Source organism: Citrobacter sp. CK198 (genome assembly GCF_030333295.1).
GTDB classification, from domain to species: Bacteria; Pseudomonadota; Gammaproteobacteria; order Enterobacterales; family Enterobacteriaceae; genus Citrobacter_B; species Citrobacter_B koseri.
The window spans coordinates 303090-317086 of record NZ_JAOWGE010000030.1; the positions used below are offsets into that span (position 1 = coordinate 303090).

The window sequence follows — 13997 nt, forward strand, 5'->3', positions numbered from 1 at the left end:
CCTGGATAGGATATTGCCTGGCCCGCACAGTTTTCGGCAGATTCTATCCACCAATGGACGCATGCCTGAGGTTCTTCTCGTGCCTGATATGAAGCTTTTTGCTGGTAACGCCACCCCGGAACTAGCACAACGTATTGCCAACCGCCTGTACACTTCTCTCGGCGACGCCGCTGTAGGTCGCTTTAGCGACGGCGAAGTCAGCGTACAAATTAACGAAAATGTACGCGGTGGTGATATTTTCATCATCCAGTCCACTTGTGCCCCTACTAACGACAACCTGATGGAATTGGTTGTTATGGTCGATGCGCTGCGCCGTGCTTCCGCAGGCCGTATCACCGCCGTTATCCCTTACTTTGGCTATGCGCGTCAGGACCGTCGTGTACGTTCCGCTCGTGTACCGATTACCGCAAAAGTCGTCGCTGACTTCCTGTCCAGCGTTGGCGTTGACCGCGTTCTCACCGTTGACCTGCATGCTGAACAGATCCAGGGCTTCTTTGACGTTCCGGTTGATAACGTATTCGGTAGCCCAATTCTGTTAGAAGATATGCTGCAACTGAACCTGGATAACCCGATTGTGGTTTCTCCAGATATCGGTGGCGTTGTGCGTGCCCGCGCTATCGCTAAGCTGCTGAACGATACCGATATGGCGATCATCGACAAACGTCGTCCGCGCGCTAACGTTTCTCAGGTGATGCACATCATCGGTGACGTTGCCGGTCGTGACTGCGTACTGGTTGATGATATGATCGATACCGGTGGTACGCTGTGCAAAGCAGCAGAAGCACTGAAAGAACGTGGTGCCAAACGCGTATTCGCCTACGCAACTCACCCGATTTTCTCAGGCAATGCGGCAAACAACCTGCGTAATTCTGTGATTGATGAAGTCGTTGTCTGTGACACCATTCCACTGACCGACGAAATTAAAGCACTGCCGAACGTGCGCACGTTGACACTGTCGGGTATGCTGGCCGAAGCGATTCGTCGTATCAGCAACGAAGAATCCATTTCAGCTATGTTCGAACATTAATCGAACCCGGCTAAAAAACCCGCTGCGGCGGGTTTTTTTGTCTGTAACTCTTATTTGTATGACCAATGCCTCCTTCACCTGCCATTTAGTTGACAGATGATGCGCTCATGGATGAAACATTATTGTGAACAGAATATTTTCCTCACATGTGATGCCTTTCCGCGCCCTCATCGACGCTTGCTGGAAAGAAAAATATACCGCCTCACGGTTCACCCGTGATGTGATTGCCGGGGTAACCGTCGGGATCATCGCTATCCCGCTGGCGATGGCGCTGGCAATTGGCAGTGGTGTTGCACCGCAGTACGGTCTTTATACGTCCGCTGTGGCGGGGATTGTTATTGCCTTAACCGGCGGGTCACGCTTCAGCGTCTCCGGCCCGACCGCCGCATTTGTCGTTATTCTCTACCCGGTGTCGCAACAATTCGGGCTGGCAGGTCTGCTGGTCGCCACCCTCATGTCCGGGGTGTTCCTGATCCTCTTCGGCCTCGCGCGTTTTGGCCGTCTGATCGAATACATTCCCGTATCGGTCACGTTAGGTTTTACATCAGGGATCGGCATCACCATCGGGACAATGCAGATTAAAGATTTTCTCGGTCTGCAAATGGCCCATGTGCCGGAGCATTACCTACAAAAAGTCGGGGCGCTGGTTATGGCGCTGCCGACCATTAATCCGGGCGATGCCGCTATTGGCGTGGTGACGCTCGGTATGCTGATGTTCTGGCCGCGTCTGGGGATTCGTCTGCCGGGCCATCTTCCGGCGCTGCTGGCGGGCTGCGCCGTTATGGCCGTGGTTAATCTGCTGGGTGGTCATGTGGCGACGATTGGTTCACAGTTCCACTATGTGCTGACCGATGGTTCGCAGGGCAACGGCATTCCTCAGTTGTTGCCGCAGCTGGTATTGCCGTGGAATCTCCCGGATTCAGATTTCACGCTAAGCTGGGATTCATTGCGGGCGTTATTGCCAGCCGCTTTCTCGATGGCGATGCTGGGGGCGATTGAATCCCTGCTGTGTGCGGTCGTGCTCGACGGCATGACGGGCACCAAACACAAAGCAAACAGCGAACTGATCGGCCAGGGACTGGGGAATATCGTGGCGCCGTTCTTTGGCGGGATCACCGCGACGGCGGCGATCGCCCGTTCTGCGGCAAACGTGCGCGCAGGCGCGACCTCGCCCATTTCCGCCGTTATCCACGCAATTCTGGTCATCCTCGCCCTCCTCGCGCTGGCTCCCCTGCTGTCATGGCTGCCGCTTTCCGCCATGGCCGCGCTGCTGCTGATGGTTGCGTGGAACATGAGTGAAGCCCATAAGGTGGTCGATTTACTGCGACATGCGCCCAAAGATGACATCATCGTGATGATGATGTGTATGTCGCTGACGGTGCTTTTCGATATGGTGATTGCGATCAGCGTCGGGATTGTCCTGGCTTCCCTGCTGTTTATGCGCCGTATTGCCCGTATGACGCGCCTCGCGGCGGTAAACATCACGGTTCCCGATGATGTGCTGGTATTACGCGTTATCGGGCCGCTCTTTTTCGCCGCCGCGGAAGGGTTATTTACCGACCTCGAATCACGCATTGAGGGTAAACGCATCGTGGTGCTGAAGTGGGACGCCGTTCCGGTGCTGGATGCCGGTGGTCTGGACGCCTTCCAGCGCTTTGTGAAGCGTTTGCCGGAAGGCTGTGAACTGCGCGTCAGTAACGTGGAATTCCAGCCGCTGCGTACCATGGCCCGCGCCGGTATCAAACCCATTCCGGGTCGTCTGGCATTCTTCCCGAACAAAGATGCCGCGCTGGCGGATATCTAATCCCGACTGCCGGTCTGTATCTCAACAGACCGGCAAGTTTTCTTATTGAAAACTGGTTTTCTGCGTCTGGCTTGTTATTATCGTTTTCCTGATATTTGTTAGCGATAACCGATATGAAACCAACCTCTCCGTTTGTTTTTCGTGAAATAACGCGGGACGATATTCCTGCCGTACAGTCCTTTATTATTCGGCATCTTAATCTTTATTTTAATGCCGGAAGAGCATTACCCACTGCGAGTGACGACGTATTCGACCTCCAGGGAAATTATCTTGAGCGGGAAAGAAACCAATTGTTCGGCGTCTGGAATGAACAACAGCAGATAATTGGAACGCTGGCGATATGTCAGTACAATGACAGAATAGAGATGTTGCACGGTCGTTATAATTTATCGGAGACAGCTGAGATTTGTCGCTGCTATGTCGATCAACGTTATCGCAGGCAAGGTATTGGCAGCCAACTGGTCTCGCTGGCTGAACAATTTTGCGAGCAGCAACGCTATAAAATATTATATTTGCACACCCACCATTTTTTACCCGGCGGGTATCAATTCTGGCGGCGAAATCTGTTTAACGTCTTCATGGATGTGGGCGACGAATGGCAGATCGTGCATATGGAAAAACCGTGTAAATATATTGTTACCAGCGACAGTATTGATAACATTCACTGTTTATAATAACGCCTTCTTTCTCATCGCGATTAATTGATCAACGTCAATCAATTCTCATTTGCCTTTCCGTTATTACTTGCGGTTGCAATAATCACCACCCCAACAAAAACACAACCATTTGAATTTAAATTAATTAATATAAAAATCGCCATAAAGTATGATGTTTTTGCTCTTTTTTCATACGGTTGACGAGGTTATTGATTGCCGATACAGTCGCCAGTGACAGTATTCATAACACAGCCGTTGTTTTGAAAGGAATATGGTGCGGATTATTTTAATCTCATTCCATAGCTGCCCCCGCAACTGTAGGCGGATACCGAATATCTGCGTGTGGTTATTGTAACCACCGGTCACTGTAAAGATTTGCTTTATGGGAAGGCCGATATTCTGATTACCGCGAGCCAGGAGACCTGCTGTCAGGGTTGTACACATTGAGTGGACGGGATGGTCCATGGGATGATTTATTTGGCATAAATACCATTATGAATTGATGAGCCTATTCCTGCTGAGATTTTGCATTCTCATAATTTCATCATTCAATGTCATCTATCGTCATGTACCTGTCCCGATATATGGAACCAAATAAACCATGACCAGACGTTCAGATTCTGGCATGTACAGGACGATAACAATGTACGCAGACTTTACTTTACCTCATAAAAAATACCTTCTGGCTGTGGCTGGCGCAGCGTTATTATTCACATCAGGATTGACTCATGCAGCAAAAACAGTCTATCCGTTGACGATTAAAAACTGCGGCCGTGATATTACCTTCAATAAAGCCCCGGAACGCGTTGCCACGGTCGGGCAAAACAGCACTGAAATTCTTTATTCCCTGGGACTGGCCGAGCGCGTTGTCGGCACATCGCTGTGGTTCGGCCCCGTCCCGGATGCTTACAAAGCGGCAAATGAAAAAGTGGCCGTGATTGCGCAGAACATCCCCAGCTTTGAAGGCATTATTGCCAAAAAACCGGATTTGGTCGCCAGTCAGTTTGAATGGCAAATTGGGCCTGCCGGAACCGTCGCCTCTTACGAGCAGTTTAGCGAGTTGAACGTGCCGGTATATACCGCGCCTGCGGACTGCGCTAAAGACAACGAAGACGGTGGCGACGGTGTACGTAAAGGCATGTTTGATATTGCTATGGTTTATCAGGAAGTCTCCGATCTGGCGAAAATTTTTGACGTGCAGGACAAAGGCGATGAATTGATCGCCAGTCTGAAGGCCCGTGAAGCTGCCGCCAAAGACAAAATTGCCGGAATGGATAAGAACGTCTCCGCCGTATTCTGGTTTTCCAGCGCCGACCTGCAACTGGACCCCTATGTGGCCGGGAAATTTGGCCCTGCCGCATGGATCGCCCAGACGCTGGGGGTGAAAAATGTGATTGATTCTGCTGAAGAGTGGCCAACCGTTGGCTGGGAAACCATCGCGAAAGCCAGCCCGTCCGTCATTGTTCTCGGTGAAATGAGCCGCCGTCGTTTCCCGGCAGATGACTGGCAGGTCAAACTGGAATATCTCAAGTCCGATCCCGTGACTAAACTCATCCCCGCCGTGAAGGAGAACCATCTGCCAGTGGTGGATGTGCAAACAATGAACGCCGGCATCAGAACGATAGATGGCGTCGAAAAACTCGCCGATGCGTTGGTTGAATACAGTCTGGCGCATCCGAAAACGGCTCAATAATCGTTATGTCGCGCTATGTCTTACCGGGCATAGCGCGCCTCTGGTATTCAGGATTGCAGGTAGATGATGAGCGAAACTCGCAGGACGCGTCGCGCTGTCGGCCAGTTAACGATAAGAATCGGGGGACACGCCCTTTGGGTCAGCGTGCTGATGTGCTGCGTTCTACTGGCGGGGATCTCCATTGGCGAGACGTTTATCCCCTGGCAGCATGTCATCCATACGCTTTCTAACCAGTTCTTTGATACGCGCTATGCCGTTGATGCGCTGGATGCGGGCATTATCTGGAACTATCGCCTGACGCGGGCGTTGGTTTCTGCCTGTTGTGGCGCATGTCTGGCGGTTTCCGGCGTCGTATTGCAGTCATTGCTACGAAACGCGCTGGCAGAGCCTTATCTACTGGGGATCTCTGCCGGCGCCTCGACCGGCGCTGTTCTGATCGCCTTAACAGGGCTTGGCGCTGGGATCGTCAGCATGTCGCTCGGGGCTTTTATTGGGGCGTTAACGGCTTTTCTTTTCGTGGCGTTACTGGCGATCGCCGCCGGGGGGAGACAGGGAAGCGCCACCACACAAATCATCCTGGCCGGGATCGCCAGTTCACAGTTGTTTAATGCCCTCACCTCGCTAATCATCACTCGCTCAGCGAATGCAGAACAGGCCCGTGGGATTATGTTCTGGCTGCTGGGCAATCTGAGCGGCGTTCGCTGGCCAGATGTCGTTTTGGCCGTCCCTACCGCGCTGGTCGGTGTGGCGTTATGTTTTTGTTACGCCCGTCATCTGGATGCGTTTTCGTTTGGCGCAGAGTCCGCAGCGTCACTTGGCATCCCGGTAAAACGCACGCGCGGAGTCCTGATTGCCGCCGTTACCGGGATGACGGCAATTATGGTCTCCATTGTCGGGGCGATTGGTTTTGTCGGCCTGGTGATCCCTCATGCCGCCCGCCTGCTGGTGGGTAATCAACACCATCGATTGCTGCCGGTCAGCGCCATGATCGGCGCCATTTTTCTCATTATCGCCGACGTAATCTCCAGAACATTACTTCCCGGGCAGGTGTTACCCATCGGGGTGATTACGGCGCTTGTAGGCGCACCTGCGTTTTCCATCATTTTGATCAGAGGAAACCAGACAAAATGACGGTAAATTCTGCTCTCACCGCTCCACGCTATCCTTCTGCAACAGTCCGAAGCCTGGTGCAGGCGCAGCAACTGTACTGGGAAGTGAAAGGCAAAGCCATCGTCAGCGACGTCTCTTTTCACGTCGCGCCCGGTGAGTTTGTCGGCATTATCGGCCCCAATGGCTCAGGCAAAACATCACTGATCTCATTGCTTGCCGGTTTACTGAAACCCTCGTCTGGCAGCGTAACGCTGGAGAATAAAAATATCCGCCATTACTCGCGCCGCCATTTAGCGCAAAAAGTGGCGCTGGTGGAACAACAAGCGGAAACCAGTGAACGTCTCACCGCATTGCAGGCTGTCTCTCTGGGGCGCACCCCGTGGTTGAGTCTGCTCTCGCCCTGGTCTAAACAAGATGACGATATTGTCCAGACCATGCTGGAGAAGGTAGATCTACAGCGCGTACAAAATCGCTGCTGGAATACCTTTTCTGGCGGGGAAAAACAGCGTCTGCATATCGCCCGGGCCCTGGCGCAGCAACCGAAAGTGCTGCTGATGGATGAACCCACGAACCATCTCGACATTCAACATCAGATAGGTCTGCTTAATCTGGTGAAACGCCAGAAGCTCACCGTCATTGCGGCTCTGCACGACCTGAACCATGCCGCCATGTTCTGCGACCGCATTCTCGTAATGAAAGCGGGTCAACTGGTGATGCAGGGCAGCCCTGCAACCATTTTTACGCCTGAAAACCTCAGCCAGTGGTTTGGCATTAATGCCATCGTTGAGCAGGCGCCGGATGGATTGAGCTGCTTCATCCGCTACCAACGACCGGAATAAACACCTAAGGGAGAACCCATGAAATTGATTAAGCAAAGCCTGAGCATGTTATGTCTGTTAGCGCTGACCACCACGGCTTTCGCTCAGACCCACGAAGTGCTGATGAAAAACAGAGGCGCGGGCGGCCCGATGGTATATGAACCTGATTATCTGGCGATTCAGCCAGGCGACACCGTGAAGTTTATTCGCAAGCATAAGAGCCATAACGCTGCGTCAATCGCAGAGCTTTCGCCAGCAGGCTACCCCGGATTTGTCGGCAAGATTGATGAGGAAATTGAGGTCAGGTACGACAAACCTGGATTTTACGGTATTAAATGCACCCCGCATTACGCGCAAGGGATGGTGATGCTCATTAAAGTGGGTGATGCAACCCTGCCTGACAGCTATCGAACCTTTAAGGCGCCGGGGATCGCGGATAAGCGTTTCCAGGACATTTATACACGCATTGAGAAACAGTAATCCAGATACGCGAAAATGGTGAGGGGCGCACGGTGGCGGATAAAAAACAGAGCAATGAAGACGTTCAGGTACAGCGGCGAGAATGCCTGTGTAAACTCACAAAATTTGTCGGGGCTGCGGGTGTCACCGCCGCCGTCTGGCCGCTCATCACCGCACTGGGGCCGGATGATAAAACCGTAGCGGAAAACGAACCTGTCGATGTCTCTCTCGCCGGGGTTGCCGTCGGCCAGACGGTGAAAAGAGTCTGGCAGGGAAAACTTATCCTTATTCATCACCGTACCCCGGAGGAAATTCGCTCAGCGCAGCAGGCGGATGTCCATCGTTTTATCGATCCGCAGGCTGACGGCGAACGTATCAAGACAGAGTATCCGCAGTGGCTGGTCATTCAAGGTTACTGCCCCCACGCAGGCTGTGTGCCCAATGCCAAACCCGGTGGGCAAGGCTGGGTATGCCCTTGTCATGGCTCGGAGTTTGACACTTCAGGGCGCGTCACGCGGGGGCCCGCTACGGCGAATCTCGCAATCCCCGATTACGCGTTTCATCCCGATGGCCTGACGGTGCGTATTGGCGCGAAGGAAGTCTGAAATGGCGGCAGAACATCTATCCATACCCCGACGAGAGCGAGTGTGGCGTATTCCCTTCCCTCGTACGGTCGCAGGCGTCTGGTTTTTTGCCGTCGGGATCATTCTGCTGGTGATGCTCGGAGTACAAATTCTTTCTGGTCTCGTTCTGGCGATGTTTTATGTACCCACGGAAGGGCTGGCCTTTGATTCAATCATTCATATTATGCGATCCGTGAGACACGGCGAACTGGTGCGCAACGCGCATTCTATTGGCGCATCGCTATTTTTCTTCGCCTGTTACCTGCACATCTTCCGCGCCATGTATTACAACGTGTACCGAAAGCCTTATCTCAAAATGTGGATGATAAGCGTGACGTTATACGTGTTACTGATGATCACCGCATTTCTGGGATATAGCCTGATTTGGGGGCAAAAAAGCTACTGGGCCGCCACCGTTATTACCGGATTCACTCGTGCGATCCCGTGGGTGGGAGATACGTTGTATTCGTTTTTAGTCGGCGGGTATGCTCCAGGAACACCCACATTAGGCCGGTTTTATGTGCTTCATTTTATTATCCCCTTCGTCATTGTCGGGGGAACGATATGGCATATCCGCACCGTGCAGTCCGCATTTGCGCAGGCAATGAAAAAGACATTTACGCAGAGCGAGTCCCGGAAACTGTTTTTCGATTATAAAATCACCGACAGTGATGCCATCAAGCTCACTCTTTTCATGATGCTGTTCGCCTGGTTTTTATTCTTTGCCCCGCACTATCTCAGCAGCGCCGACAATTTTATCCCGGCAGATCCCACCGTAACGCCCGCTGTCGTGGCGCCTGAGTGGTATTTTTTGCCGTTCTTTTCCATTTTGCGCTGCTTCCCAAACGAACTTCTCGGGATAGCCGCCATGTGTGCTTCAGTGCTGATTTTTTATTTTCTCCCCTGGCTCGACACTTCACGCGCCCGCTTTCGCAATTACAGCAAGCTCGTTAAATGTGGTTTTTGGCTCTGGGTTGCTAATGCATTCTTTTTAGGATGGCTGGGTTCAAAAGCGCTGGTCGGCCCCGACCTGCCTGACGGTTTCAGTAATGAAGAGGGCTGGATACGCGCGGCATCGCAACTTTCAACGCTGGTTTACTTCGGATGGTTTGTCATCGTACTGCCCTGCCGACGTTTTCTGGAAAAGCAGGATTAACCGCCATGAAGGGATTAGTGAGATATAGCGTTTTATGGCTGTGCATTCTGGGCGCCAGCGCTGTCTGTGCGCAAGAGACGCCACCTCGCCAGGCGTGGAGTTTTAGCGGCATAACGGGCCACTATGATAAAGAACAACTGCGGCGCGGCTTACAGGTCTACGAAGAGAAATGCCGCGCCTGCCACGGGATGGTTCATCTTAATTTTCGCACCCTGACAAAGCCAGGCGGGCCCGAACTCTCGCTCACAGAGGCAAAGCGTCTTGCCAGCGGCTACGTCTTTCCCGACATTCAGGATGATGGTCAAACCGGCGAGCGGGAAGGCAATCTCAATGATACGTTTGTCTCGCCCTACCTTAACGATCAGGAAGCAAGATATCTTAATAATGGCGCCCTTCCCGTCGATTTAACCTATATCGTTCGCGCCAGAACGTACGACCGGGGGTTCCCGCAATTTCTGTTCGATGCCTTCTTGCCCTATACCGATCAGGGGGCGGATTACGTCTATGCCTTGTTGACCGGTTATCTGCCTGACGACCCGGAAATGAAGGCAAACCGATACGCTCCCGGCGGCATAATTAACATGCCGAAGCCGTTGTCTGATGGGGAGATCAACAGGTCAGAAAAGGACGATATACCAGAAACCGAAGAGCAGTACGCACGAGACGTTACGGCTTTTCTGGCATGGGCTGCCGATCCGACGCTTGAACAGCGAAAGCATCAGGGCCATTACGTAATGAGTTATCTGGCCATTATGCTGGCATTGCTGCTGATTTTGCGCCGATTAAAGAGACGCTCGTCAGAAAAAACGAGTGAGAATGGTTAAGACAATGACCAGTCAGTCCAACGCTGACTGGTCTTAAACCGACGCGATACCTTAGCTGTGACGGCGATTGTCGTTACGGCGGCAACGTTTGTCGTAGTGGCGAACCCACCAGTAACGATCGCTCACCTGTTCATGCCCACCAACGCGGGCGCCTGCCAGCCAGAGAATGGCACCGACAAAGATGCTCAGCACCGCACCATGTGCAAAAAATTGTGGCAGGTTAAACTGCGGTAACTGGTTTAAAATAGAATAACCAACACCAACCACCATGACCACTAACCCCAACCCCATGAGCACGTTACCGAGTAACGAAGCGTTTTTGCGTTTCATATGTCACCTCCGGAACTTTTGGGTTGTTTCAGGGAATACCCCTAATCCTTATGTGTAAAGTATAGACAACACTGTGCTTTATGAGTGCGTGGGCGATCACAATTACAACCTGTTATTCAACAAAACTTTACAAATAACCCTCTGAACAGCTTGACTTTCCAATAGTTCAAACAGGCAATTATTCAGATTCCGGCGCAATCCACGCTGTTTTTTGTCAAGCGCGGCCGCAGACAGTAAACTACGCGCCAGTTATGGACACACTCAGGACAAAAAACGTGACGATTAAATTGATTGTCGGCCTGGCGAACCCCGGCGCAGAATACGCGGCGACACGCCATAATGCGGGCGCATGGTACGTCGATTTACTGGCAGAGCGACTACGCGCGCCTCTGCGTGAAGAGCCGAAATTCTTCGGTTACACCTCCAGAGTGACCCTCGAAGGGGAAGATGTTCGCCTGCTGGTACCGACCACGTTTATGAATCTGAGCGGTAAAGCCGTCGGCGCGATGGCCAGTTTTTACCGCATCATGCCCAATGAGATTCTGGTTGCCCACGACGAACTGGATCTCCCCCCTGGCGTCGCGAAATTTAAGTTAGGCGGCGGACACGGTGGTCATAATGGCCTGAAAGACATCATCAACAAACTGGGTAATAACCCTAACTTTCATCGCTTACGTGTCGGAATTGGTCATCCGGGCGATAAAAATAAAGTTGTCGGTTTTGTTCTGGGTAAACCGCCGGTGTCAGAACAAAAGTTAATTGATGACGCCATTGACGAAGCGGCACGTTGTACTGAAGTCTGGTTCAAAGAAGGGTTAACCAAAGCGACGAACCGATTACATGCCTTTAAAGCACAATAAGCAGTGATGTGCGGCATTTTTGCCGCGCGCTGTGTATAATAGGCAAAGTTGTTTACTTTTCTACAATCTGTTTTCTGCAACAGGTTGATTATCAAGATATTAAGGTGATTTAAATCATGGGATTCAAATGCGGTATCGTTGGTTTGCCCAACGTCGGGAAATCCACCCTGTTCAACGCCCTGACTAAAGCCGGTATTGAAGCGGCAAACTTCCCGTTCTGCACCATCGAGCCAAATACCGGTGTAGTGCCGATGCCCGATCCGCGTCTGGACAAACTGGCTGAGATTGTCAAGCCGCAGCGCATTCTCCCTACCACTATGGAGTTCGTCGACATTGCCGGTCTGGTAAAAGGCGCGTCGAAAGGCGAAGGCCTGGGTAACCAGTTCCTGACAAACATCCGTGAAACCGAAGCGATTGGTCACGTAGTACGCTGCTTTGAAAACGACAACATCATCCACGTTGCGGGGAAAGTAAACCCGGCGGAAGATATTGACGTTATCAACACCGAGCTGGCGCTGTCCGACCTTGATACCTGTGAACGCGCCATTCACCGCGTGCAGAAGAAAGCCAAAGGCGGCGATAAAGACGCGAAAGCTGAGCTGGCCGCGCTGGAAAAATGTCTGCCGCACCTGGAAAACGCCGGCATGCTGCGCTCACTGGATCTGACAGACGAAGATAAAGCGGCGATCCGCTATCTGAGCTTCCTGACGCTGAAGCCGACCATGTATATCGCTAACGTCAACGAAGATGGCTTCGAAAATAACCCGTACCTGGATCAGGTTCGCGCCATTGCCGATGCAGAAGGCTCTGTCGTGGTTCCGGTTTGTGCCGCTATCGAGGCCGACATCGCAGAACTCGACGATGCTGACCGTGACGAGTTTATGGCTGAGCTGGGTATTGAAGAACCGGGTCTCAACCGCGTTATTCGCGCTGGCTACAAGCTGCTGAATCTGCAAACTTATTTTACCGCTGGCGTGAAAGAAGTACGCGCATGGACGATTCCTGTCGGCGCAACCGCACCGCAGGCTGCGGGTAAAATTCACACCGATTTTGAGAAAGGCTTTATTCGTGCGCAGACCATCGCTTTCGACGACTTCATCACGTACAAAGGTGAACAAGGCGCGAAAGAAGCTGGTAAGATGCGTGCGGAAGGCAAAGACTACATCGTTAAAGACGGCGATGTGATGAACTTCTTGTTCAACGTCTAAATAAAATTTGTTGTCTCGTGAGGTTTCATCGAATCTCATGAAAATCACAAAACCCTATAAAATCCACGCAATTGCGTGGATTTTTTTTCGCTCCGTTACCCCTGCTCTGCCGCTATTAAATAGGGCGCAATGCTCGCTAATTTCTCCCGGGTTTCCGTCAGTTCGCGTTCCGGCGTAGATTGCGCGATGATCCCCGCCCCCGCCTGTATCCAGCTGCGCTGGCTGTCCTGAAATACGGAACGCAGGACTAGCGCCGCATCAAAGCGCGTATCGTCCAGCAGCAGGATTGCGCCGGAATAGAGCTCTCGCGGCGTCTTCTCAATTTGCATAATCGCGTTCAGGGCAGCGTTTTTAGGGATACCTGAGGCGGTAATCGACGGAAACAGCACGGTAAACGCATCCCAGGCATCCTTGTTTTCCGCAAGCTGACCGCTCACGCCGGACCCCAGATGCTGAACGCTGCCGCGCTGGCGAACCGACATTAAATCTTCAACCACCACGCTGCCCGGCAGGCAAACGGCCTCCAGTTCAGCAATCGCTTCTTTGACAGAAAGGATATGCTCAAGCACCTCTTTACTGTCGTGCAGCAGTTCTGCCTCTTTCGCCTTATTATGCTCCGGGTTTCCCATGCGATCGCGGGTGCCCGCAAGCGGTTCAGTGACCACTTTATTGCCCGTCACTGACATCACCAGTTCCGGGCTAAAGCCCAGCGCTTCGCGTCCTTCCTGACGGAACATAAACGAGCGCACAGGCGTGTTTGCCTGCCGACCGTATAACAGCGTGGCGGGCATATCAATCCGCGATGGCAGGAGAATGGCGCGCGAGACAATCACTTTGACGTACTCGCCACGGCGGATCTCCGCAACGGCGCGCGCAACCTGTTGTTTATACGCCTCACCATTGAGGGCGGTATCCACCGCCAGTGGTGCGTTCTGCGTCGTTGTACCGGCCTCTTTTACCCACTCGCACAGACGTCGGCACCCGTCGGCGGAGTCCGCATAAACGGTGACATTTCCCTTTTCAAAAATAAGTTCTTCACGGGGAACGGTTAACGTCAGCAGCGGCCACTCCCCGGCGTTAAAGGCAATCCCCCGCGCATGCGCCGCAAAGTTGAACCCAACCTGTCCATAAACCCGACGTCCTTTCACCTGAGGATGTGCCATAAAACGACGTGCGCAGTCGGCAATGGAATCCACCGCCCATTTTTGCTCCCCGGCATCATCAATAAATGTCGCCTGCGTTCCGTCGGCATTAATGTGCAACCGTGCCTGGCACCCTTTGCCTAAATACCAACAGGGTTGGCGCTCATAGACATAACACTCTTCTTCTGCGAACTGGCGTAAGACGCCAGAAATCGTCGGTAGCCATTGTTCCTCTGGTAACGCCAGGTGTAGAAATTCACTGATTTTCATCCCTTACCTCTCTGTGT

14 protein-coding genes and 1 riboswitch are annotated in these 13997 nt (G+C 52.5%); of the genes, 12 read left to right on the plus strand and 2 right to left on the minus strand.

Annotated elements, in window-relative coordinates:
• The first annotated feature begins 79 nt into the window (after positions 1 to 79).
• The 10 genes from prs (at position 80) to OGY62_RS10340 (ending at position 10170) form a co-directional block, all read left to right on the plus strand.
• Entirely contained in the window at positions 80 to 1027 is a 948-nt protein-coding gene (gene prs, locus OGY62_RS10295; protein ID WP_001518537.1) for a ribose-phosphate diphosphokinase, read from the plus strand.
• 124 nt (positions 1028 to 1151) lie between these two features.
• Positions 1152 to 2831 (plus strand): C4-dicarboxylic acid transporter DauA, encoded by a 1680-nt coding sequence (gene dauA / locus OGY62_RS10300; protein WP_286459721.1) that lies wholly within the window; start codon positions 1152 to 1154, stop codon positions 2829 to 2831.
• Between the two features lie 113 nt (positions 2832 to 2944).
• Positions 2945 to 3505, plus strand: a complete 561-nt coding sequence (locus OGY62_RS10305; RefSeq protein ID WP_130028832.1) for a GNAT family N-acetyltransferase — start codon at positions 2945 to 2947, stop codon at positions 3503 to 3505.
• 200 nt (positions 3506 to 3705) lie between these two features.
• A riboswitch (cobalamin riboswitch) is annotated at positions 3706 to 3931 on the plus strand.
• Positions 3932 to 4130: 199 nt separating this feature from the next.
• Positions 4131 to 5180 carry an ABC transporter substrate-binding protein gene (locus tag OGY62_RS10310; protein WP_286459723.1) on the plus strand — a complete coding sequence of 350 codons (1050 nt, stop codon included), beginning with the start codon at positions 4131 to 4133 and terminating at the stop codon, positions 5178 to 5180.
• 66 nt (positions 5181 to 5246) lie between these two features.
• A complete protein-coding gene (locus OGY62_RS10315; RefSeq protein ID WP_024130289.1) occupies positions 5247 to 6311 on the plus strand; it encodes a FecCD family ABC transporter permease in 1065 nt (354 codons plus the stop codon).
• Positions 6308 to 7129: an ABC transporter ATP-binding protein gene (locus tag OGY62_RS10320; protein WP_286459726.1), complete on the plus strand. Its 822-nt coding sequence runs from the start codon at positions 6308 to 6310 to the stop codon at positions 7127 to 7129. Before OGY62_RS10315 ends, OGY62_RS10320 begins: the two co-directional genes overlap by 4 nt.
• Before the next feature lie 18 nt (positions 7130 to 7147).
• Entirely contained in the window at positions 7148 to 7588 is a 441-nt protein-coding gene (locus OGY62_RS10325) for a pseudoazurin (RefSeq protein WP_047463413.1), read from the plus strand.
• A 32-nt stretch (positions 7589 to 7620) separates the two neighbouring features.
• Complete coding sequence (gene petA, locus OGY62_RS10330; RefSeq protein WP_071258452.1) at positions 7621 to 8172, plus strand: ubiquinol-cytochrome c reductase iron-sulfur subunit; 552 nt, start codon at positions 7621 to 7623, stop codon at positions 8170 to 8172.
• Between the two features lies 1 nt (position 8173).
• A complete protein-coding gene (locus OGY62_RS10335) occupies positions 8174 to 9346 on the plus strand; it encodes a cytochrome b (protein WP_286459728.1) in 1173 nt (390 codons plus the stop codon).
• Positions 9347 to 9351: 5 nt separating this feature from the next.
• Positions 9352 to 10170: a cytochrome c1 gene (locus OGY62_RS10340; protein WP_286459730.1), complete on the plus strand. Its 819-nt coding sequence runs from the start codon at positions 9352 to 9354 to the stop codon at positions 10168 to 10170.
• A gap of 51 nt (positions 10171 to 10221) precedes the next feature.
• On the opposite strand, the gene ychH is transcribed toward OGY62_RS10340, so the two are convergent.
• Entirely contained in the window at positions 10222 to 10500 is a 279-nt protein-coding gene (gene ychH, locus OGY62_RS10345; RefSeq protein ID WP_012132144.1) for a stress-induced protein YchH, read from the minus strand.
• Positions 10501 to 10775: 275 nt separating this feature from the next.
• On the opposite strand from ychH, the gene pth reads away from it, so the two are divergent.
• Both pth and ychF read left to right on the plus strand, forming a co-directional pair.
• Positions 10776 to 11360: an aminoacyl-tRNA hydrolase gene (gene pth, locus OGY62_RS10350; protein WP_286459732.1), complete on the plus strand. Its 585-nt coding sequence runs from the start codon at positions 10776 to 10778 to the stop codon at positions 11358 to 11360.
• 116 nt (positions 11361 to 11476) lie between these two features.
• Positions 11477 to 12568 carry a redox-regulated ATPase YchF gene (ychF, locus tag OGY62_RS10355; RefSeq protein WP_012132142.1) on the plus strand — a complete coding sequence of 364 codons (1092 nt, stop codon included), beginning with the start codon at positions 11477 to 11479 and terminating at the stop codon, positions 12566 to 12568.
• A gap of 95 nt (positions 12569 to 12663) precedes the next feature.
• On the opposite strand, the gene ybtS is transcribed toward ychF, so the two are convergent.
• Positions 12664 to 13980: a yersiniabactin biosynthesis salicylate synthase Irp9/YbtS gene (ybtS, locus tag OGY62_RS10360; protein WP_286459734.1), complete on the minus strand. Its 1317-nt coding sequence runs from the start codon at positions 13978 to 13980 to the stop codon at positions 12664 to 12666.
• Positions 13981 to 13997: the final 17 nt, after the last annotated feature.

Bases quoted from the DNA above. Each gene is read 5' to 3' on its own strand.
- OGY62_RS10305 (WP_130028832.1), top strand. From the start codon at position 2,945: ATGAAACCAACCTCTCCGTTTGTTTTTCGTGAAATAACGCGGGACGAT.
- OGY62_RS10310 (WP_286459723.1), top strand. From the start codon at position 4,131: ATGTACGCAGACTTTACTTTACCTCATAAAAAATACCTTCTGGCTGTG.
- OGY62_RS10315 (WP_024130289.1), top strand. From the start codon at position 5,247: ATGAGCGAAACTCGCAGGACGCGTCGCGCTGTCGGCCAGTTAACGATA.
- OGY62_RS10320 (WP_286459726.1), top strand. From the start codon at position 6,308: ATGACGGTAAATTCTGCTCTCACCGCTCCACGCTATCCTTCTGCAACA.
- OGY62_RS10325 (WP_047463413.1), top strand. From the start codon at position 7,148: ATGAAATTGATTAAGCAAAGCCTGAGCATGTTATGTCTGTTAGCGCTG.
- OGY62_RS10335 (WP_286459728.1), top strand. From the start codon at position 8,174: ATGGCGGCAGAACATCTATCCATACCCCGACGAGAGCGAGTGTGGCGT.
- OGY62_RS10340 (WP_286459730.1), top strand. From the start codon at position 9,352: ATGAAGGGATTAGTGAGATATAGCGTTTTATGGCTGTGCATTCTGGGC.
- ychH (WP_012132144.1), bottom strand. From the start codon at position 10,500: ATGAAACGCAAAAACGCTTCGTTACTCGGTAACGTGCTCATGGGGTTG.
- ychF (WP_012132142.1), top strand. From the start codon at position 11,477: ATGGGATTCAAATGCGGTATCGTTGGTTTGCCCAACGTCGGGAAATCC.
- ybtS (WP_286459734.1), bottom strand. From the start codon at position 13,980: ATGAAAATCAGTGAATTTCTACACCTGGCGTTACCAGAGGAACAATGG.